At 68.1% G+C, this 20,852-nt stretch carries 22 protein-coding genes; 6 read left to right on the forward strand and 16 right to left on the reverse strand.

The annotated features are described in order from the left end of the window. Positions 1-9: 9 nt before the first annotated feature. The 5 genes from FQ377_RS02525 to FQ377_RS02545 all read right to left on the reverse strand — a co-directional run bounded on the left by FQ377_RS02525 (position 10) and on the right by FQ377_RS02545 (position 2,702). The gene (locus FQ377_RS02525) at positions 10-747 is read right to left on the reverse strand and encodes a flavodoxin family protein (RefSeq protein WP_148599653.1); all 738 of its coding nucleotides are present in this window, start codon (positions 745-747) and stop codon (positions 10-12) included. A 150-nt stretch (positions 748-897) separates the two neighbouring features. Continuing rightward, positions 898-1,203: a 30S ribosomal protein S14 gene (rpsN, locus tag FQ377_RS02530; RefSeq protein ID WP_148599654.1), complete on the reverse strand. Its 306-nt coding sequence runs from the start codon at positions 1,201-1,203 to the stop codon at positions 898-900. 2 nt (positions 1,204-1,205) lie between these two features. After that, entirely contained in the window at positions 1,206-1,373 is a 168-nt protein-coding gene (gene rpmG, locus FQ377_RS02535; protein WP_136452625.1) for a 50S ribosomal protein L33, read from the reverse strand. Then, positions 1,373-1,609, reverse strand: a complete 237-nt coding sequence (gene rpmB / locus FQ377_RS02540; protein ID WP_136452626.1) for a 50S ribosomal protein L28 — start codon at positions 1,607-1,609, stop codon at positions 1,373-1,375. The genes rpmG and rpmB overlap by 1 nt, the downstream gene beginning before the upstream one ends. A 310-nt stretch (positions 1,610-1,919) precedes the next feature. Further along, positions 1,920-2,702 carry an SGNH/GDSL hydrolase family protein gene (locus FQ377_RS02545; protein WP_148599655.1) on the reverse strand — a complete coding sequence of 261 codons (783 nt, stop codon included), beginning with the start codon at positions 2,700-2,702 and terminating at the stop codon, positions 1,920-1,922. A gap of 73 nt (positions 2,703-2,775) precedes the next feature. Between FQ377_RS02545 and FQ377_RS02550 the strand changes: the two genes are divergently transcribed. Further along, entirely contained in the window at positions 2,776-3,762 is a 987-nt protein-coding gene (locus FQ377_RS02550) for a diacylglycerol/lipid kinase family protein (RefSeq protein ID WP_148600057.1), read from the forward strand. A gap of 117 nt (positions 3,763-3,879) precedes the next feature. Here the strand turns inward: FQ377_RS02550 and FQ377_RS02555 are convergent, their stop codons facing one another. The 6 genes from FQ377_RS02555 to FQ377_RS02580 all read right to left on the reverse strand — a co-directional run bounded on the left by FQ377_RS02555 (position 3,880) and on the right by FQ377_RS02580 (position 10,292). Then, a complete protein-coding gene (locus FQ377_RS02555) occupies positions 3,880-4,941 on the reverse strand; it encodes a siderophore-interacting protein (RefSeq protein WP_262364223.1) in 1,062 nt (353 codons plus the stop codon). Then, positions 4,938-5,837, reverse strand: a complete 900-nt coding sequence (locus tag FQ377_RS02560; RefSeq protein ID WP_148599656.1) for an ABC transporter ATP-binding protein — start codon at positions 5,835-5,837, stop codon at positions 4,938-4,940. Before FQ377_RS02560 ends, FQ377_RS02555 begins: the two co-directional genes overlap by 4 nt. Before the next feature lie 2 nt (positions 5,838-5,839). Beyond that, complete coding sequence (locus tag FQ377_RS02565) at positions 5,840-6,850, reverse strand: FecCD family ABC transporter permease (protein ID WP_395858462.1); 1,011 nt, start codon at positions 6,848-6,850, stop codon at positions 5,840-5,842. Between the two features lie 47 nt (positions 6,851-6,897). After that, complete coding sequence (locus tag FQ377_RS02570; protein WP_148599658.1) at positions 6,898-7,956, reverse strand: FecCD family ABC transporter permease; 1,059 nt, start codon at positions 7,954-7,956, stop codon at positions 6,898-6,900. 152 nt (positions 7,957-8,108) lie between these two features. Continuing rightward, positions 8,109-9,119 (reverse strand): glutathione S-transferase family protein, encoded by a 1,011-nt coding sequence (locus FQ377_RS02575; protein WP_148599659.1) that lies wholly within the window; start codon positions 9,117-9,119, stop codon positions 8,109-8,111. 81 nt (positions 9,120-9,200) lie between these two features. Then, entirely contained in the window at positions 9,201-10,292 is a 1,092-nt protein-coding gene (locus tag FQ377_RS02580; protein WP_148599660.1) for a YihY/virulence factor BrkB family protein, read from the reverse strand. A 167-nt stretch (positions 10,293-10,459) separates the two neighbouring features. On the opposite strand from FQ377_RS02580, the gene FQ377_RS02585 reads away from it, so the two are divergent. Further along, positions 10,460-11,533, forward strand: coding sequence for an NAD-dependent epimerase/dehydratase family protein (locus tag FQ377_RS02585; protein WP_148599661.1), 1,074 nt, complete (start codon positions 10,460-10,462; stop codon positions 11,531-11,533). Positions 11,534-11,586: 53 nt separating this feature from the next. Here the strand turns inward: FQ377_RS02585 and FQ377_RS02590 are convergent, their stop codons facing one another. Together FQ377_RS02590 and FQ377_RS02595 are read right to left on the reverse strand one after the other, a co-directional pair. After that, positions 11,587-13,653, reverse strand: a complete 2,067-nt coding sequence (locus FQ377_RS02590) for a sensor histidine kinase (protein ID WP_148599662.1) — start codon at positions 13,651-13,653, stop codon at positions 11,587-11,589. 183 nt (positions 13,654-13,836) lie between these two features. Continuing rightward, a complete protein-coding gene (locus FQ377_RS02595) occupies positions 13,837-14,451 on the reverse strand; it encodes a GNAT family N-acetyltransferase (RefSeq protein WP_148599663.1) in 615 nt (204 codons plus the stop codon). 184 nt (positions 14,452-14,635) lie between these two features. On the opposite strand from FQ377_RS02595, the gene FQ377_RS02600 reads away from it, so the two are divergent. Both FQ377_RS02600 and FQ377_RS02605 read left to right on the forward strand, forming a co-directional pair. Then, positions 14,636-14,980 (forward strand): hypothetical protein, encoded by a 345-nt coding sequence (locus FQ377_RS02600; RefSeq protein ID WP_148599664.1) that lies wholly within the window; start codon positions 14,636-14,638, stop codon positions 14,978-14,980. A 74-nt stretch (positions 14,981-15,054) separates the two neighbouring features. Next, a complete protein-coding gene (locus FQ377_RS02605) occupies positions 15,055-15,366 on the forward strand; it encodes a DUF6480 family protein (RefSeq protein WP_262364224.1) in 312 nt (103 codons plus the stop codon). A gap of 23 nt (positions 15,367-15,389) precedes the next feature. Here the strand turns inward: FQ377_RS02605 and FQ377_RS02610 are convergent, their stop codons facing one another. From FQ377_RS02610 to FQ377_RS02620, 3 genes are all read right to left on the reverse strand, one after another. Next, positions 15,390-15,710, reverse strand: a complete 321-nt coding sequence (locus FQ377_RS02610) for a PRC-barrel domain-containing protein (RefSeq protein ID WP_148599665.1) — start codon at positions 15,708-15,710, stop codon at positions 15,390-15,392. Between the two features lie 81 nt (positions 15,711-15,791). Beyond that, positions 15,792-16,847, reverse strand: coding sequence for an ABC transporter substrate-binding protein (locus FQ377_RS02615; protein WP_148599666.1), 1,056 nt, complete (start codon positions 16,845-16,847; stop codon positions 15,792-15,794). Positions 16,848-16,947: 100 nt separating this feature from the next. Further along, entirely contained in the window at positions 16,948-17,370 is a 423-nt protein-coding gene (locus FQ377_RS02620) for a ChaB family protein (protein WP_148599667.1), read from the reverse strand. Between the two features lie 195 nt (positions 17,371-17,565). Here FQ377_RS02620 and FQ377_RS02625 point away from each other — a divergent pair, with 195 nt between their 5' ends. Together FQ377_RS02625 and FQ377_RS02630 are read left to right on the forward strand one after the other, a co-directional pair. After that, entirely contained in the window at positions 17,566-19,092 is a 1,527-nt protein-coding gene (locus tag FQ377_RS02625) for a DHA2 family efflux MFS transporter permease subunit (RefSeq protein ID WP_148599668.1), read from the forward strand. Between the two features lie 47 nt (positions 19,093-19,139). After that, positions 19,140-20,777 carry an ABC-F family ATP-binding cassette domain-containing protein gene (locus FQ377_RS02630; protein WP_148599669.1) on the forward strand — a complete coding sequence of 546 codons (1,638 nt, stop codon included), beginning with the start codon at positions 19,140-19,142 and terminating at the stop codon, positions 20,775-20,777. Positions 20,778-20,852 lie beyond the last annotated feature (75 nt).

Genomic DNA, 20,852 nt, shown 5'->3' on the forward strand with positions numbered 1-20,852 from the left:
CCGGTGTTGTCAGCGGTACTCCGGGTTTGGATCGAGCCCCGAGGTCCCTTCCTTGCTCCACTCACCGGGCACATTGCCGCGGGCCGGGATCCCTCCCGCCTGCTTCAGCATGCGGGCCAGATGCATGAGATTCCATGTCATGAAGGCCGTGTTGCGGGTGGTGAAATCGTTCTCGGGGCCGCCCGATCCTTCGTCGAGGTAACTCGGGCCCGGGCCTGCCTCGCCGATCCACCCCGCGTCCGCCGCCGGGGGGATCGTCACACCGATGTGCTGGAGGCTGTAGAGGATGTTCATGGCGCAGTGCTTGATGCCGTCCTCGTTGCCGGAGATCAGGGCACCGCCCACCTTGCCGTAGTAGATGTACTGTCCCTGCGGATTCGTCATGCCGGACATCGCATAGAGACGTTCGATGATCCGCTTCGTCACCGAGCTGTTGTCACCGAGCCAGATCGGTCCCGCGATCACGAGGATGTCGGCCCGGTCTATCTTCTCGAAGAGGGCGGGCCAGGCATCCTCCTCCCAGCCGTGCTCGGTCATGTCCGGGTACACGCCCGTTGCCACCGGATGGTCGATCGGGCGCACCACCTCCACGTCGACGCCTTTGTCCCGCATCAGTCCGGCGCTGAGGTCGATCAGGCCCGAGGTGTGACTCAGTTCCGGGCTGCGCTTCAACGTGCAGTTGAGGAAGATCGCACGCAGACCCGTGAAGTCGTCGCTCCGATCGGGGGAATTCTCGGTGCCGCCCATGGTCCTGGCTCCTGCCGTCGTGTCCAGCTGCTCGGAGACTCAACTTACCCCCACCCCGACGCCGTCGGGCGTGAAAAAGCCGGCGCCCCGTGGGGCGCCGGCTCCTTCACGCCGCTGACGAACCGCGGCGGTTCCTGCCGAAGAGGTCTGTTACCAGCTCGACTTGGTCACGCCGGGCAGCTCGCCCCGGTGGGCCATGTCGCGGAAACGTACTCGGGAGATGCCGAACTTCTGGAGCGTCCCACGGGGGCGTCCATCGATCTGGTCACGGCTGCGCAGACGCACGGGCGATGCGTTGCGGGGCAGCTTCTGCAGTCCGAGGCGGGCAGCCTCACGTGCCTCGTCGGTCGCGTTCGGATCCACGAGGGCCTTCTTGAGTTCGAGGCGCTTGGCAGCGTACCGCTCGACGACGATCTTGCGCTGCTCGTTGCGGGCGATCATTGACTTCTTTGCCATACCTAGCGCTCCTCGCGGAATTCGACGTGCTTGCGGATCTTGGGGTCGTACTTCATCAGGACCATACGGTCCGGATTGTTGCGACGGTTCTTCCGCGTCACGTAGGTGAAGCCGGTGCCGGCGGTGGACTTCAGCTTGATGATCGGACGTACGTCCCGGTCCTTCGCCATTAGAGCTTCACTCCTCTCGCAAGGATCGAGGCGACAACGGCTTCGATCCCGCGGACGTCGATCGTCTTGATGCCACGGGCCGAGACCTGCAACGTCACGTTGCGGCGCAGGGAAGGCACGTAGTAGCGCTTCTTCTGAATGTTGGGGTCGAACCGGCGCTTGTTGCGGCGGTGCGAGTGCGAAATGCTGTGTCCAAAGCCGGGCTCGGCTCCGGTCACTTGGCAGTGGGCTGCCATAACTCTCCTCCAGATTAGATGAACGTGACGGAATCACTTGTGGAGCGTCCCGCCACCAGTAATGACACCGCTATTACTGCAGCTTTCCGGAGGTTGGCCTGGCAGGGTGAGAACCTGCCGAAGCGCCTCGCCGCGGGGAAGACGGTGAAGGTCGGGCGTCATACGGCGTCGCCGCCGATGCGAACCCTAATTTCAGGTGGTCGCGGGTAGCCGGGCAACAACTTCCTGTCCTGGGACAGGCGAGGTTGCACCCGGGCCAAACGCCTTCCCATGCTACCGGCCACCGGGGCGATGCCAAAACCCGGACTGCTCAGGTGTCGATCGGCGCCCAGGGCGGGTGCACCAGCACCGGATACTTCGCGCTGAGCAGATCGCCGGAGGACACCCGCCGCAAACGCCGGCCCACCCAGGGTGTGAGGTACTCCCGGGCCCATTGCGCATCGGCGCGCACCTGTTCGAGCCGTTTCAGGGCAGGGCGCGCGGCGAGCTCGGGCAGGTCGATCCGGTGCGAGGCGTTCAGGGTCTCGAGGACCCTCGCCGCCATGAGGGTGTGCCCGGCCGTGGACATGTGCATCCTGTCCATGTCCCAGTAGCTCCAGTCCTGGAACTCACGCAGGCGCCAGTAGTCCACGATCGTCGCTCCGCGCCGATCCGCGATCTCCCGCACCCATTCGTTGTAGATGGCCGTCCGTCCACGGGTCTTGCCGAAGACCGCCGACGCGGAGGCGTCCAGACCAGTGAAGAGGACGACGTCGGCCCCGGACCCGCGGAGGCGACGGACGCCGTCGTCGTACTCGCCCATCAGGCGGTCGATGTCGACGCGCGGTCGCAGGATGTCGTTCGCGCCGGCATAGACGGTGACCAGAGTGGGTTCGAGGGCCAGCGCCGCGTCGACCTGGTGATCCAGGATCTGGCGCATCTTCTTACCGCGGATGGCCAGGTTGGCGAAGCCCCAGGACGGATCGGCGAGGATCAGCTGCTCCGCCACGCGGTCGGCCCAGCCCCTGACGCCGTTGGGCGAGGCGGGGTCCGCATCACCGACCCCTTCGGTGAAGGAATCGCCGAGTGCCACGTATCGCTGGGTGAAGGTCACCGTTGGAACACTACTCCCGATGCACAACGGGATAGGCTCGGCTTTCACCCGCTCGCATCGCACGAAGGACACCATGCCCACCGACGCGCCCTCCGGTACCGTGACCGAGACCTCATCGGGTGTGCGTCGCGCAGCACTCGTCATCAACCCTACGAAGCAGTCCACCGACGAGGTGCGGCAGGCCGTCGAGCGCGTGTCGGCCGAGGACGGCTGGGAGGCGCCCCTGGTCATCGAGACCACGAAGGACGACCCGGGGAGCGGGCAGGCGCGGCAGGCGCTCGACGCCGGGGTGGATCTCGTGATCGCGGCGGGCGGGGACGGCACCGTGCGGTGCGTGGCCGAGGAACTCGTGGGTACAGACACCCTGATGGCCCTCGTCCCGCTGGGTACGGGCAATCTCCTGGCCCGCAACGTCGACATCGCCGTCGATGATCCCACGGCCGCCGTCGAGGCCGCGTTCAGGGGCACGGAACGCAGCATCGACGTCGTGCACCTCACCCTGGACCATGCACAGGAGACCCAGGTGTTCCTCGTGATGGCCGGTCTCGGCTACGACGCCGCCATCATGTCCGACACACGCGAGGACCTGAAGGACAGGGTGGGCTGGCTCGCCTACGTGGACGCCGGGATCCGGAATCTGCCCGGCGAGCCCGCGCATGCCTCCATCTCGATCGACGGCGCCGAACCTTTCGAGTGCCGTCTGCGCAGCGTCATGGGCGGGAACTGCGGGAAGATCATGGGTGGTCTCGAGATCTTCCCGGGCGCGAAGATCGATGACGGCCTGATGGATCTCATGACCATCGCCCCGAAGGGGAAGCTGGGGTGGCTGGCCGTGCTGGGCAAACTGTTCGCGCGCGGCAAGGGCCGGGACCCCTCGCTGCAGTACTACCAGTGCCTCACGGCCGAGGTCAGCCTGCGGGAGCCGCTGGCGGTCCAGCTGGACGGTGACCCGCTCGGCGAGGCGAAGCACCTGCTCTTCGAGGTCAAGCCGAAGTCCCTTCGCCTGCGCATGCCGCTGGGGTACAAGGATCCCGCGATCGTGAGCGACCCCCTGCCCTGATCGCGCCCCGTCACAACCACAGCAGGGGGTCCACCTTCACGTCCTCGAGGATCACCTCGACGTGGAATGCGGGCTCCCAGGACGACCGGCGCCTCCGTGGACGAGCCACTGAGGGCGTCACGGCAGCTCGGTGCGGCCCTTCCTCCAGTAGCCCATGAAGGCGACCTGCCTCCGGTCCACGCCGACGTCGCGCACGAGATAGCGGCGCACCCCGCGTACGACCGCGGCTTCCCCGGCGATCCACGCATAGAACGGCTGCGTTCCGGCGGGGCGGTCCGGGGCCGATGACGCCGTCGCTGTCGCCGTCGCCGGGAGGGTCGCCTCGCGCAGCTGGGGTGTCTCCCACAGGATCGTCCGGTCGATGTCGACCTCCTCGGGCTCGCTCCCGCCCCGGACCGTGCCTGCCCCGGCGAGCGAGACCCACCCCGGAACACGCACGGCGTCACGGACCGCGGCGTCGAGCGCCTCGCCGTGACCGGCCCCTCCCCGGGGGAGCCACCTGATGGCGACGGAGGATCGCGTGGCGATGGGCTGTACATCACGGGCACTCGGCACCTCGAGGAACGCGTGCCCGCCCACGTGCTCGGGCAGGGCCTCGAGGATGGCGCTGATCGCGGGCACCGCCGTCTCGTCCCCGGCGAGGAGCACGTGCTGGGCGAGCCCCGGCCTGAACTCGATCCCGCCGTACGCGCCCGCCGTCGCGCACTGCGCGGCAGCCGCATTGGGACCGATGATGCACACGCGGTCCCCCGGCGTCGCCGTCGCGGCCCATTCCGCTGCGGGCCCACCACGGCCGTCGTCGTCGAGGTGCAGCACGAAGTCGACGTCGAGCTCGGGTCGCGGCCCGTCGCAGCGTGAGGTGCGCACCGTGTAGGTGCGCATGGTGCCGCGCTCCTCGACGGCCAGGTCGAGCCATCTCTGGTACCAGCTCCCCTCGCCGTCCCGCAGCATGCCCGCGAGATCGGGGCCCGGGCACCCCGCGGGAGGGATCACGATCTTGATGCGCAGATCCAGCGGTGCGCCGGCCACCCCGAACCCCGCCAGGCACGCCCCGGAGAACGTGATGCGGCGGAAGGTGGGGCCGAGGTCCTGCACGGCGGCCACCGTCACGTCGAACGCCAGCACCATTGGTTCGGTCGCGACGGCCGTCCGCCGCACGGCCCGGGTCGCGTCGGTCATGATGCTGCCTCCATACGGGTGGTGTCCTGGGTGGGCCGGAGACCCGTTCGCGTGGGCTCCGACGCCCGGAGCGGGGCGACCGCGGGTGCTCCGTGGTACCGGCCGACGGGGATGACCATGGGTGTCCCGGAGACGGGGTCCGTGATGACACGGCTCTCAAGCTCGAAAACGCTCGAGACCGTCTGCTCCGTGACGACGTCGGAGGGCGCGCCCTCGGCGACGATCCGCCCTAAACGCATAGCGACGAGGTGGTGGGCGTAGCGGGCCGCGAGATTCAGGTCGTGCAGCACCATCACCACCGTGGTCCCCGTGCGTCGGTTCAGGTCGGTGATGAGATCGAGCACCTCGATCTGGTGGGCCACGTCGAGGAAGGTGGTGGGCTCGTCGAGGAGCAGGATGCCCGTCTGCTGTGCGAGCGCCATCGCGATCCAGACGCGCTGGCGTTGCCCGCCGCTGAGCTCGTCCACGGCGCGGTCCGCGAGGGCGAGGGTACCCGTGGCGTCGAGGGCCTGCGCGACGGCGGCGTCGTCCTCCGCCGTCCACTGGCGGAACCAGCCCTGGTGCGGATAGCGTCCGCGGCCCACGAGGTCGGCCACGCTGATGCCGTCCGGCGCCACGGGGGTCTGCGGGAGGAGACCGAGCACGCGGGCCACCTTCCGGGTGGGCTGCGCATGGATGTCGGCGCCGTTGAGCACCACGGTGCCGGCGGCGGGCTTGAGGAGACGTGCGAGACCGCGCAGCAGGGTGGACTTTCCGCACGCGTTCGCGCCGACGATCACGGTCACCCTCCCAGCGGGGAGGGTGACGGACAGCCCGTCGACGACGGTGCGGTCGCCGTAGGCGAGGTCCAGGTTCTCGGCGGACAGTGTGTCCGGTGTGGAGCGGTGGGGATCCATGGTCAGCCTCCCTGGCCTGATCGATTGGCCGTGGCGAGCAGCCACAGCAGGAACGGGGCGCCGAGTGCCCCTGTCACCACGCCCACGGGCAGCGAGGTCGCGCCGAGGAGATTGGCGGCGACGAAGTCCGAGGCCAGCACGATCACGGAGCCCACGAGGGCCGCCATGGTCAGCGAGGTCCGGTTGTCGAGCAGCTTCCGGGCGATCGGGCCGGACAGGAACGCGACGGCCGCCACCGGTCCGGCGGCCGCCGTCGCCACGGCCGCGAGGGCGACGGCGGTGGTCATGAGCCCCAGCCGGGACGCCTCGACGTGCAGGCCGAGCCCGGCCGCGGCGTCGTCGCCCAGTTCGAGGCCCCGCAGATTCCGCGACAGGAGGACGACGGCGGGCAGCAGGACCACCAGTGCGGCGAGCAGCACGCCAACGCGGTCCCAGGTACTCGAGTTCAGCGATCCGCTCAGCCACAGCACGGCCTGGGCAGCCGTCCGGAGATCGGTGCGTGTGATGAGGAAGTTCACGAGGGCCTGGAGTACGGCGGCGAAGCCGATCCCGACGAGGATGAGCCGGTAGCCGGCCACTGATCCGCGGCGGGAGATGAGATAGATCGCCGTGGCGATCAGCAGGGCTCCGGCGAGGGCGGAGAGCGACACGGCCGCGCCCGCTGCGCCGAAGATCACGATCGAGGCCACGGCCGAGGCGCTGGCCCCGTAGCTGATGCCGATGATGTCGGGGCTGGCGAGCGGGTTCCGCAGCATGGTCTGGAAGACGGCCCCGGCGATCCCGAAGCACACGCCGATCAGCAGACCGGTCACGGCGCGGGGCAGCTTGTTCTCCAGGACGATGAAATCGGCGCCGGGGATCTCCGTGCCTCCCAGGATGCGGAAGAAGTCGGGGATGGTGACGGTGTAGGAGCCGAGGAGCACATTCACCGCGAACAGCACCACGACGGCGACGGCCGCCGCGAGCAACCTGGAACCGGTCCGCCTCCGCCTGCCCGCCCTGAGGACCGACAGGCCCGTGGTCTCCGGCGCCGGGACACGGAGGGCGTGGCGCGGGACGCTCACAGCTGGACCGTCCCTCGGCGGCGCACGAGCCAGATGAAGAACGGCGCGCCGACGATGGCGGTCATGATGCCCACCTGGACCTCACCGGGCGGCAGGACGACCCGCCCGACGATGTCCGCGCCGAGCAACAGGATGGGCCCCAGGAGTGCGGAGAACGGCAGGATCCACCGGTAGTCCGCCCCCACGAGCAGGCGCACGAGATGGGGGATCACCAGGCCCACGAAGCCGATGGGCCCCGCTGCCGCGGTGGAAGCGCCGCACAGGGCCACGATCCCGACGGCGGTGAGTGCCCGCGCCGGCCCGACCCTCTGTCCCAGGCCCCGCGCGATGTCGTCGCCCAGCGCCAGGCTGTTGAGGACCCTGCCTGTGGACAGCGTCAGGGCAAGGCCCAGGACGAGGAAGGGGGCGACGGCGCCGATCACGTCCCAGCCACGGCCGGAGAGTGTCCCGACCTGCCAGAACCGGAAGACGTCGAGCGTCTCCTGGCTGGAGACGAGGACCGCGTTCGTCAGGCTCGCCAGTCCCGCGGCGAGACCGGCACCCGCCAGGGCGAGTTTGACCGGCGTTGCGCCCTCCCTGCCGAGGCTCGCCACGGCGTAGACGACGAGCGCCGCCGCCCCCGCTCCGGCACACGCGAACCAGATGTACCCCGAGGCACTGCTCAGGCCCACCACGTGGATGCCGATCACGACGGCGAGCGCGGCTCCGGCGTTGATGCCGAGGATGCCCGGATCGGCGAGCGGATTGCGTGCGATGCCCTGCAGGGCGGCACCGGCGGCCGCGAGTGCCGCTCCGACCAGCAATCCGATGACGGTCCGTGGTACCCGGGAGACCACCACTGCGTGGTCACCGTTGGAGGCGTCGAAGGCCGTGACGGCGTCGAGCATGGTGCCCGGGGAGATCGATCGCGCCCCAATGGTCAGCGAGGCGCACCCGACCAGGAGGAGGAGCGCCACCAGCAGGACGAGCGCGCCCGCCCGCCGTGCGGAGGACGGGCGACGCCCGCTGACACCGGAGCGATCCCCGGCGACGACGGCAGGAGCCTGGACTGCCACGAGCGCCTCCCTGAACCGGATGATCAGACTAGGTAAGGCTAACCTATGTTCCGATCATTAGGAAACAAATGTGTTGCCTAATGATCGTCTGCATGTTCGGGCTCTGGATGCGCTCCCCTGCACTGCTACAGGGACCGGCTACAAGTCTCCAGCTACAGGGCGGCGGGTGGTGTCCCGTCGCCGAAGGGCTTCCCCCCGAGCGCTTCCCTGCCGTGCGCCGTGGTCCAGCCGGAGAGATCGGGACCCTTCGGGACGATACCGGTGGGATTGATGTCCTCGTGGACGATGTAGTAGTGCTGCTTGATCTGCTCGAAGTCGACGGTGTCGCCGAACCCCGGCGTCTGGAACAGATCACGGGCATAACCCCAGAGGGCGGGCATCTCCGTCAGCTTGTTCCGGTTGCACTTGAAGTGACCGTGGTACACCGGGTCGAACCGGACCAGGGTGGTGAAGAGCCGCACATCGGCCTCCGTGATGGTCTCGCCAACCAGGAAGCGCTGGGTGGTGAGACGCTCCTCGAGCCAGTCCAGCGCGGTGAAGAGCCGGTCGTAGGCGGCGTCGTAGGCTTCCTGCGACCCGGCGAAGCCACAGCGGTACACGCCGTTGTTGACCTCCGTGAACACGCGCTTGTTGACGGTGTCGATCTCCTCGCGGAGGTGCTCCGGGTAGAGCTCGGGGGCTCCGTCGCGGTGGAACTCCTTCCACTCGCTGGAGAAGTCGAGCGTGATCTGCGGGAAGTTGTTGGTGACCACGGCGCCCGTGGTGGTGTCGACGATGGCCGGGACCGTGATGCCCCGCGCGTAGTCCGGGTCGCGCTTGAAGAACGCCTGCTGCAGTCGCGCGATGCCGAGGACCGGATCGAGCCCGTCCGGGTCCAGATCGAACGTCCACGACCGCTTGTCGTGCGTGGGGCCCGGGGTGCCGAGCGAGATGGCGTCCTCCAGCCCGAGGAGGCGGCGCACGATGATCGACCGGTTGGCCCAGGGGCAGGCGCGGGCCGCGATGAGCCGGTAGCGCCCGGCCTCGACGGGGAAGCCGTCGGCGCCGTCGCGCGTGATCCTCGTCTCGATGTACTGGGTGTCGCGGGTGAATTCCTCGCCGGAGGTCACATACGAGCCCTTTGTGCTGTGTCCTGACGTGTCGGCCTGCTCGGTATTGGTCATGGCGCCAGTCTAGGACGTGCTCCGGACATGACAGGAGCCCGACTGCATGGCAGCCGGGCTCCTCTCACGAGGTGTGGTCCGTCAGGACCTGAGGGACTCCCGCTCGGACTGCAGCCGCAGTTCGCGTCCGTCGTTGACCATCTTGAGGTACTTCTCGTGCTTCTTCTCCGCGGCCTTGGTGTCGCGCGGAGGGAGCTGAATGGTGTCCTCGGCCTCGATGCCGGCCTGCAGCTGGCGACCGCGCTCCATCTCGGCGTCGAACTCGACACCGAAGAGGAGTGAGAGATTGGCGAGCCAGAGCCACAGGAGCAGGATCACACCGCCGGCGATCGCGCCGTACGTAGCGTCGTAGCTGCCGAACTTGGAGACGTAGAAGGAGAAACCGGCCGTGGTGACCGCCAGGACGATCAGGGCGATGAAGCCGCCCAGACTCATCCAGCGGAATTTGGGCTGTTGAATGTTCGGCGTGCCGTAGTAGAGCACCGCGATCATGGCGACGGCGAAGGCCACCATGACCGGCCACTTTGCAATGTTCCAGACCAGCAGGGCCGTACTGCCGAGTCCGATCGCATCGCCGACGGCCTGGGCCACCGGGCCGGAGAGCACGAGCAGCAGACCCACGATCACGATCAGGACCAGCACGGTCAGGGTGATGAGCAGCATCTGCGGGCGCAGCTTGAAGAAGCTCCGGCCCTCCTCCACCTCGTAGACGCGGTTCGCGGCCCGCGAGAACGCCGTGACGTACCCCGACGCGCTCCAGATGGCACCCAGGAGACCGATCACGAAGGTGAGCCCGGCGGCCTGATTGGAGGCCAGACTGGAGATGACGGGTTCAATCGTGTCCAGTGCTTCCTGCGGAGCGAACTCTCCGACGATGCCCATGACCTGGTCGGTGGTGGCCTGCGCCTGCCCGAAGAGCCCGAGGAGAGACAGTAGCGCGAGGATGCCGGGGAAGATCGCCAGCACGGCATAGTACGTGAGCCCGGCCGCGAGATCGGTGCACTGGTCCTTGCTGAACTCGCTGACCGTCCGCTTGAACACGTACCCCCAGGCCGGCTTCTTCACGTCGTTCAGATTGTCGGGCTTGCGCGAATCCTCCGGGTGCGGAGCATTCTCTGCCCTTCTGCCCGCCTCGCTCTTCGGCGCAGTACGCACCTTGCTGCTGCTACTCATGGAGATCTCCCTATCAGGCCGCGGACCCGGTTCCGGGTGCCCACTGAGGCTGTGCGTCTGCGTCAACTGCACCATAAGGTTGCTGAGCAGTCCAGTTGCGCTCCGGGCGTTCCGGAGGCACTGCTTCCACCGGACATACCCGCAGCCACCAGACCCAGGAGTCAGTCATGCGCATCATGGTCACAGGTGCCACCGGCAACGTCGGCACAGCCCTCTTCTCCCGCCTCCAGCAGGCCCTCCGCGCCCAGCAGCGGTCCCCGGGATCCGGCGGAGACGCCCTCTCCCTCGCAGCGATCGCCCGTACCGTGCCCGACACGACGCTGGAACCCTACGACGGCGTCGACTGGTACGCCATCGACATCGGCTCCGAGAACAGCCACGACTCCCTGGAAGCCGCCTTCGCCGACGTCGACGCCGTGGTGCACCTCGCGTGGGCCATCCAGCCGAACCGGGACGAGGCAGCGATGCATCGGACCAACGTGATCGGTACGGCCAATGTGCTGCAGGCGGCCGCTGCTGCAGGTGTGCGGCACGTGGTCTGCGCGTCCTCGGTGGGTGCCTACTCCCCGTCCGACAAGGCCACCCGCAGGGACGAATCCTGGCCGACCGGAGGCATCCACTCGTCGCACTACAGCCGCCACAAGGCAGAGCAGGAAGGGCTGCTCGACGCCTTCGAGCAGAATCATCCGCAGATCACCGTGGCGAGGCTCCGGCCCGGCCTGATCTTCCAGGGTCAGGCCGGTAGTGAAATAGGTCGCTACTTCCTCGGCCCCCTGGTCCCGAAACTCCTCCTGGGCCGGGTGCCCCTGCCGATCGTACCCATCCCGGATGCCTTCGTCTTCCAGGCCGTCCATGCGGAGGACATCGCCGAGGCCTACTGGCGGGTCGTCGAGCAGCATGCATCGGGCGCGTTCAACATCGCGGCGGAGCCGGAACTCACTCCGGAGCGCGTCGCTGATCTGTTGGGAGCACACCGCGTCCTCGGCATCCCTGTCCGCGTGCTGAGGTGGGTCGTCGGTGGGAGCTGGGCACTCGGCCTGCAGCGCACCGATCCTGGCTGGATCGACATGGCCGCCCAGTCCCCCGTCATGGACACCACCCGCGCCCGGACCGAACTGGGCTGGGAGGCCCGCCGGACCTCACGCGAGGCCATGGGTACGGTGATCGAGGGCATGAGATCGGGGCGGGGCCACATCGGCTCGCCGAAGCTCTATCCGCGCACGGAAGCCCGGGACGGCTGAAGGACTTCGGAACACTGACTCCCGGGAGTCAGTGTTCCGAAGTAGCGCGACCATCAGTGCGCCGGGACCATCGAGACGTCGTCCGCATCGGTCTGCGCCACCCCGGCAGGGAGGTGGTCCGGTCCGGCAGGCAGGCTGATCGTGAACTCGGCGCCGCCGCCGGGTACGTTCGCCACGCTGATCGAGCCACCATGGCTCACCGCGATGCGGCGGCAGATGGCCAGACCGAGGCCCGTTCCCGAGGCCCGTCCCAGACCGTTCTCTGCCCGGTGGAAGTCATCGAAGACGCGTTCCAGGTCGGCCTCGGGAATGCCGATACCGTTGTCGCGGACGGAGATCAGCGTCCGGCCGGTAGCGGCATCGAGCGAAGTCGCCACGGTGATCTCCGCCGTACCGTCGGTCCTGCCGTACTTCAGGGCATTGCCCACCAGATTCTCCACGAGCTGCAGGAACATGCGCTCGTCGGCATACACCGGATGGGCGGTCCGCACGTGGAAGCGCACCAGCGGAACGTCCCTCCCGCGCAGGGCGGTCCGCAGATCGATAATCCCCTCGACGATGTCGGTTACATCGAGATGCGACGGCGCGAGCCGTTCTTCCTTCGCAAGACTGTAGACGAGCAGATTCCGGATGAGGTTGCGCATCCGCAGGCTGGCCTGCTGGAGGCGTGCCACGCTCGCCTGCTGCTCGGCGACGGGTAGGTCAGGGTCCTCCAACATCTCGAGCCACCCGTCGAACACCGTGAGGGGCGTCATGAGGTCGTGGGCCACCACGGAGGCGAAGCGGCCTAGATCCCGCTGGTACATACGGTCGTCGGTCACGTTGCGTGTGACGACGACGGCCCCCTGCTCATCGGGCAGGGGGATGGCGTCCACGGACAGATACACCACGTGCCCGTCCGAGTGGGTCAGGTCGAGATCCAGACGCTCGGTGACCACCCCCTGCAGGGCGAGCGTGAGCGGCTCGTCCGCGTCTGTCAGCGGCTCACCGTTCACCGTGGTGACGTCGTAACCACGCCGCCACACCTCCGCCGGCTGCGCCGTCCATGGACCGAGCCAGCGCGCACTCATCTCGTTCTGGAAGACCGGACGTCCGTCCGGTCCGGACACCAGCACTCCGTCATGCATCCGACTGATCACGAGATCGCGGAGCGCGGCCGACGCTTCCGCCTCCTCGTTCGCGCGGTACAGCCCGGTGATCAGGCGCTGGCGCTCGTCCATGCTCAGCGCCAGGACCGCCGAGAGGGAGAAGGCGATGAACATGAAGGACTGTGCCACATAGGCCGCGGTCCCCCCATCGAGCTCCTGGAACGGTCCCCGGCCGGCCACCGTGAAGAACAGGAGGATCCCTCCACTTGCAAGACCATGCAGCATGGCCCACCCGGACAGGAGCCGTAGGCCCGCCCACATATGGACCGGGATGGCGATGTAGGAGATCGGCAAGGCGGTGTCCGCGCCGAATGTTGTCGTGTACAGCGCGATGGACACGAAGGCGATCAGGACATGTTCAAGGGGCCGGACACGCGACTTCGGGGCCGCAGTACCGGAGGCACGAACCGAGATGGCTGTAGCGAGGACCAGGCCGAGGGAGCCGATCGCGGTCAGGGACACGGCGTGCCGGATGAGCCAGGGGACGAACACCGAGGCAGGCGAGAGCCCGCCCCCCAGGGCATCGGCTCCGACGACCAACAACCCACCGACGGAGCAGGCGACGAGAGCGATCCCGCCGAGCCGGAGGTAGTCACCGACGTTGCGGACACCGACGTGCGGCACCAACCGACGGAGGAGGAAGGCCGCGATGACGGTCTGCACCGTACTTCCGAGCACCACCCCGGCAACCAATGCGGATCCGAGACCCGTCACCAGGGTGACCGCGGCCAGCACCGGAACGGCGGCGATCAGGGCGATGACGAGGTCGCGACGGGATCGCAGTCCCCACACCGCCCAGAGGAAGTGGATGGCCGCAGCGGGCCAGACGAGGGCGAGATTCGAGGACTCCAGCGTGATGGTGCGTCCGAAAACCGCTGTAGCTGCGAGGAGGAGGGCGAATCCCGCATGAACCGTCCACGAAGGCAACGCCGTCAGCCTCCCGGCGGCTGCCTGCCCCCACCCCATGTTCATGCCACTACCCGATCACAAGAATTGTCCGTGCACCGCGGTCGAGACCACTCCGACGGCAGGCGGCCTGAGACCCGGCCGCTGTGCCACACATCATACGGTCTGGCTGGTCGCTCCACGCCCACCCTGGCAGAATCAGCGCAAATCCTGCGTCGTCCTTCGAGACCGACCCCGGTGAGGTGCCGATCAGTCCCCCATGCGCGCGAGGGTCCTGTATTGCCGATATCGATCGAGGAAGGTGTGCGCCGCGGGGCAGGCGGGCACCACGGCGAGGCGACGCCGGTGCGCGTTCAGGAACGAATGGCGGAGCAGGATCCGATCGAGCCCCCTGTCCTCGTATCCCGGCTTCTCCACCAGGGCACGGAGCGTGAGCTGCCCGCTGACGATGGAGTACCGGATGTAGGCGGCAAGGGCACCGTCGAGGTACAGCTCATAGCGCGAGGAGAAGGCGGAGTCCTTGAACACCGCACGGTCGTGCCCGTCCTCGTCGTCGGGAGTCGAACGCTCGAGTCGTGATTCGATCTCCTCCACGGCCGCGGTGTAGCGCTCGTGGGCTTCCACGGGTGGCGTCTCCCCGTCGAGCAGGCGGAACATCCTGTTCGCCATGACGCGGAGATCGGCCAGCGGCAGGTCGGCGAGATTACCGGCCCGAACAGCACATTCGAGCCACTGCGCTTCGCGCTCCCGCTTCGTGGGAGGCGCGAGGACAGGGGTCATGCGGGTGTCGGGCTGCGGTTCCAGGACCGACTGAAGCACCGGGGTGTCGACGGCGTCGTCGAGGGCAATCACGGTTTCTGTCATGGGTATCCGATGGTGGTCGGGGGCCAGGGCCTGCTGCTAGACCATGGCGTGGATGACGATAGCCGCCGCCTCCCCCAAAAAAGCTACCCTCGGGTGATCCCGGCCGCACCTCCACCCGCGCTGGTAGGCTCGCTCACACCGAGGAGCAGTGGAGCAGTGAGTTCACGGCAGGGAGACGACGACGATGACCGACAAGAAGTTCACCGTGACCGAGGAGTCGACGAGCAGGCACCCGCAGGACTGGGGGCGAGCCATGGCCGTCGCCATCTGCCGACTCACGGACCTGGCCCGGCAGGCCGGTGATCCGGTGCACGACGAGGCGCTGGTGGGTGAGGAGTTGCACCTCAACGTGACCGGAACGGACGATGGAGTGTCCATCACCATGTCCTGGACGCCGCGCGAGCAAGAGGAGCTGACGGTGGCCGCCGATGCCGGCGAGGACAGCGCACCGCCCGACGACGATTCCCACAGCGCGGCCGGTCAGGGGTTCGACCCGACCGGCGGCAGCACCGCAGGGGTAGGACAGTAGGGCTCTCCTACCAGCATCGCCGTTGAACGTAGGCGCCCATTATCGATAAGTCGGCTGATCATCTTCGGAGTAGTGTGGTCCAGAAGCATTCGGCCAACTACGCGAAGGACACCATGAGCGACCGGCACCCCGATCCTGGAAATTCGAACGCGGGCAATCCCGATCCCGAGGACAACAACATCACGGGCCTCGAGCCAGGAGGCGGTGTTCCTCCGGGCGAGACCCCGCCTGCCGAGGCGAGCACAACCTGGGAGCAGAACCATACCGAGGACAAGCCCCAGTCAAAGGGGGTCACCGCCGTCTGGATCGGCGTCGTGGGGCTGATCGTCCTTCTGGTGCTCATCTTCATCGTGGGCAACATCGTGGGCCTCTTCGGTCTCACCTAGGACGGCGACCTGCCTCTACAGGCCTATTCCGCGCCGTCGCGGAGTTCGTAGTAGTCGATCAGTGCCGATTCCTCCTCGGCAGAGAGAGCGGCTGCGCTACCGGCACCCGGTGCGCCGGATATCTGGCTCCTTGTCCAGGCCAGATGGAGTTCCTCCCGCTCGAGGCGGGAATTGGCCAGTGGCGCATAGTGCTTGCGGGAGTTCAGGATACCGAGGGACACCGTGATCCATGCAGGAATGCCCGATTCCTTCTCGAGGTGGACGTCATTGACGTCACCGAGCTTCTTGCCCGCACTGTCCCAGGCCGTTGCTGCCTGGAGCTTGCTGATGTCGCCCTGAGCCATCGGGGTTCCCTTCCTGGAACGAGTGGTGCTTCGGTGTCCATTCCAGCCCAGATGCGGCAGAAGGGCAATCGGAAACCGCCGTCACCGGCCGGCCGCGGCGCCCGCGAGCAGCGGCACGAAGGCATCGAGGGCCCAGACCAGGCTCAGGGGGTTCGCGGCGGAGACGGACAGCGTCAGGGTGTCGTCCGACGTGGTCACCAGGGCATCGCGTCCCACCGCGGGGATCTGGCCCAGCAGTGGATCGGCCGCGATGGCCTCCGCCGCGTCCTCGTCGGCCACCCAGGTCACGAAGATGTCGGAGTCGAGCTCGTTCGCCCGCTCAGCCGACCAGGGGATGAAGAACGCCTCCGAACCACCCGTGGCCTCGGTCACCACGTTCGCCTGGACCATGCCGAGCTCCGTCAGGAAGCGGGGTCGATTGTCGTTCGCGGTGTACACGCTCACGCTGTCCGCTGCCCCGGGGGTGAGACTGCCGTAGATGAAGGTGGTCCCGTCGAGCTCGGGGTGTTCGGCGGCGGCGTCGTCGATGGCCTGCTCCGTGGTGTCGACGAGCTGCTCGGCAGCACCGGATAGACCGAGTGCCTCCCCGATGATCCGGGTGGAGTCCTGCCAGGCGGTGCCGTAGGCCACCTCGGGGTACGCGACGACCGGAGCGATCCTGCTGAGGGTGTCGTAGTCCTCCTGCGACAGACCGGAGTAGGCGGCGAGGATGACATCGGGATCCGTGGCTGCGATGTCGTCGAAGGCGAGGCCGTCGGCCTCGGAGTACTGCACCGGGGCGCCGTTCGTGCCAATGGCCGCTCCGAGCTCCTCGAGCTTCGCGTCCTTCCACGGAGTGGAGCCGTTCTCGTTGCCCCCGTAGGAATCGATCGGCATGCCCACCGGGACGACGCCGAGCGACAATGCCACGTCGGCATTGACCCACGAGACTGTCGCAACGCGCTCGGGTATCTCCCTCAGCGTCGTCTGGCCGAAGGCATGATCAATGGTGACCGGAAAGGCTGCCGCATCGGCCTCCGCCGCGCTGCCGGCAGTCGTGGTGCCCGCACCGTCCGAGGGACCCGTGGAGCAGGCGGAGAGGGACAGCGCTGCGACGACGGTGACGGCGAGCAGGCGGAGCAGGCGTGAGGTGGCCATGGGGCTCCCTGGCTTCTGGCCCGAGAAGGGCGGATGAACAGCTGAAAGTAAGGTTAGCCTACCCTAGCCTCTCGGAAAAAGTCCTTCCCCGGTACAGTCCTCAGGAGTCACGGGCCCTCCGGGTCTCACGATCATTGGCCCACTGGAGCGCCTCGACCAGTTCGCTCTTCGACATCGAGGAGCGGCCCGGTACCTCGAGCTTCTTGGCGAGGTCGTAGAGATGAGCCTTCGAGGCATTGGCGTCGACCCCTCCCGCCGTCGGGCGCGACTCGGCCCGCCCCGTTGCCGCCTGCTGGTCCGAGGGTCCCTTCGACTCCTTCTGCTCCCAGTGGTCTCCCACCTTCTCGAACCCGTGCTTCAGGGACGCGAAGGCCGTGCGGTGGGCCCGCTCCCCGTCGCCGTACTGCTCCTCCGCGGAGTCCAGCGTTGCCGCGAACGTGTCCTGCGCCTCCGTACCGGACCGCTGCAGCGTACTCGGCAGGGTCTCCGACCTGACCTTGCCGTCCTTCGTGAACCGTGCCATCGGCGCCATCCCTTCACCATCTCGTCGCGCCACGCATCCCGTGGCCGGGCGCCGGATGTTCGTCCGCTACGCCGCGCCCACTCGGTAGACTATGGGACGGCAAGTCACCCGCGCGAGAGCCATGCACAACGCCGTGCCGAGGCCGGACCACGCTCCTGAAACGATTTTTGCCCCCGTACCCGCGAAAGGCTCCGCATGAGCACGACCATGAACGACGCCGCCGCGCCGACCATCCCCCGCCAGTCCTGGCTCGCCCTCGCAGCCCTCCTGCTGGGCATGAGCATCGCGCTCCTCGACACCACGATCGTCAACGTGGCACTCCCCACCATCCGCACCAGCCTGGATGCGTCGGAGTCCACGCTCTCCTGGATCATCTCGGGGTACGCGCTGGCCTTCGGCCTGACGCTGATCCCTGCGGGCAGGCTCGGCGACCGCATCGGCCACAAGTGGATCTACTTCTCCGGTGTCGCCCTGTTCACCGTCGCCAGCCTCGCCTGCGGCTTCGCCCAGAGCGACCTGCAGCTGGTGATCTTCCGGGTCCTCCAGGGCCTGGCCGGCGGCATCTTCGTCCCGGCGGTCACGGCTTTCATCCAGTTGCTCTTCCCCGGAAGGACCCGCGGAACCGCTTTCGCGATCATGGGCGCGGTGATCGGCGTCTCCTCGGCGCTCGGGCCCATCATCGGCGGGCTCATCATCGAGGCCTTCGGGGTGGAGAATGGCTGGCGTCTGGTGTTCTTCGTGAATCTGCCGGTCGGCATCATCACCTGCATCGCAGCCGCCGCCCTGCTGCCGCCCCGCGACAAGACGTTGCCCCGGGCCGCGAAGGGCCTGGACGCTATGGGCATCGCCCTGGTGTCCGCAGCCTTCGTGGCTCTCCTGGTCCCCCTGATCCAGGGCCAGGAGGACGGCTGGCCGCTGTGGACCTGGATCTCCCTTGTCGGCGGAATCGTCCTGCTCGCACTCTTCGGGGCGTGGGAGGTCCATACCGACCGCAAGGGACGGGTGCCACTGGTCCCTCCGACGCTGTTCTCGCATGCATCGTTCACCGGTGGAGTCATTCTCGCCCTCGTCTACTTCGCCGCGTTCACCAGTATCTTCTTCACCATCTCGTTGCTCTGGCAGTCGGGACTGGGCTACTCCGCCCTCGCCTCCGGGGCCGTGGCCATCCCGTTCGCCATCGGGAGCATCATCAGCTCCTCGCAGAGCAATCGCCTGGCCCTGAAGCTCGGCCGCAACGTGCTGGTCCTCGGGACGGCCCTCGTGACGGTGGGACTCGGCTGGTCGTGGCTGATCCTGCTGACCACGGCACCGTCCGATCTGACCAACTGGCTGTTCGCCGTCCCGCTGCTGCTGGCGGGGCTCGGCAACGGCTTCTTCATCGCGCCCAATGTGCAGTTCATCGTCGCCACGGTGGACCGGCAGGACGCCGGGTCGGCCAGCGCGGTCATCTCGGCCATCCAGCGCATCGGCTCGGCAGTGGGTATCGCGATCATCGGCAGCGTGCTGTTCGGCTCACTGCCGGGTGGACGCGAGATGGCAACGGCCGCCGGGCGCGCTGCAGGCTTCACCGACGCCTCGGCTGCCGCCATGGGGGTCAGCGCGGCCTTCGCCGCCGTCGCGCTCCTGCTGGTCTTCACGCTTCCACGGCGGGTCGCGACACCGGGTCCGCCGACGCCGCCGAAGGACGACGCGCCTGCGGATCCTGCCGTCCAGGAGGCCTGACGGAAGCTCACGCCCGGCCCTGCCCCTCCGCCTCCTAGACTGGGAGCATGACCGCAACCCTCGTGGCGAAGGATCTGTCCGGGGGCCCGGCGGACCGCACGCTCTTCTCGAAGCTCGATCTCACGGTGGCTCCCGGGGACGTGGTGGGCGTGGTGGGGGCCAATGGCGTCGGCAAGACGACCCTGCTGCGCCTGCTGGCGGGAGCGGACCAGCCGGTCGCCGGGACCGTCTCCACCACGCCGCCGGACGCCTTCGTGGGCTGGCTCCCGCAGGAACACGAGCGCCGCCCCGGCGAGACCGTCGCGGCTTACATAGGACGCCGGACAGGCACGACGGCAGCCACCACCGCCATGGAGGAGGCCGCAGAGGCTCTCGGCGATGGCGGGAAGCACGCAGACAACGCGTACTCGGCTGCCCTGGAGCACTGGATGATCTCCGGCGCGGTGGACCTCGAGGACCGGATGCCCGCGGTCCTCGCGGACGTCGCCGGTGGGATCGACCCGTCGACCCCCACAATCACCCTGTCCGGGGGCCAACTGGCCCGGGTGGCCCTTGCGGCCCTGCTGCTGAGCCGCTTCGACATCGTCCTCCTCGACGAGCCCACGAACGATCTTGATCTCGCCGGCCTCGAACGCCTCGAATCCTTCGTGCGGGAACTGCGCGGCGGCGCGGTGCTCGTCTCCCACGACCGCGAGTTCCTGGCGCGCTGCGTCACCACCGTCGTCGAGCTCGATCTGGCGCAGGCCAAAGTGTCCGTGTACGACGGCGGGTACGACGCGTTCCTGGAGGAGCGAGCCGTGGCGCGGCGGCATGCGCGGGAAGCCTACGAGGAGTACTCCGAGAAGCGGCAGGACCTCGTGGGACGTGCCCGAACGCAGCGCGAATGGACGTCGCAGGGCGTGCGGAACGCACTGAAGAAGAGCCCGGACAACGACAAGATCCGCCGGAAGGCGAGCGCCGAGTCCTCCGAGAAGCAGGCGCAGAAGGTGCGGCAGATGGAGTCGCGGATCGCCCGGCTCGACGAGGTTGAGGAGCCGCGCAAGGAGTGGCAGCTGAAGTTCACCATCGGGTCGGCGCCGCGCTCGAGCTCCGTGGTGGCGACCCTCAGCAGCGCCTCGGTCAGCCAGGGCCGGTTCACCCTCGGACCGGTGTCGCTCCAGCTCACTGCGGGCGAGCGCATCGGGATCATCGGTCCCAACGGAGCGGGCAAGTCGACGCTCCTGCGCCTCCTGCTGGGTCATCAGCAGCCCGACGACGGCACGGCGGCCCTGGGATCGAGCGTGGCCGTCGGTGAGATCGACCAGGCCCGGGGTCAGCTCGCGGACGCCCTCCCCCTCAGCACGGCCTTCGAGAACCTCGTGCCCGAGCTGACGCAGGGCGAGGTACGAACGCTGCTCGCCAAGTTCGGGCTGAAGGCCGACCAGGCGCGGGCCCTCGTCGCAGCGCTCTCACCGGGCGAGCGGACCCGGGCGGGGCTCGCGCTGCTGCAGGCACGCGGCGTGAATCTCCTGGTGCTGGACGAACCCACCAACCACCTGGATCTTCCGGCGATCGAGCAGCTCGAGGACGCCCTCGAGTCCTATACGGGCGCCCTGCTCCTCGTCACGCACGACCGCAGGCTGCTCGAGAACGTCCGGCTCGACGCCCGCTGGCAGGTCGACGACGGCCGGGTCACCATCGGATAGGCGGAGCCCGTCCCGTGGTGACCACGGACGCCCTCGAGGATCATGGGGCCGGTGCCCGTTCGTGACACCATGAGA

It is taken from the genome of Arthrobacter echini, from assembly GCF_008107445.1.
Taxonomy (GTDB): Bacteria; Actinomycetota; Actinomycetes; order Actinomycetales; family Micrococcaceae; genus Arthrobacter_D; species Arthrobacter_D echini_A.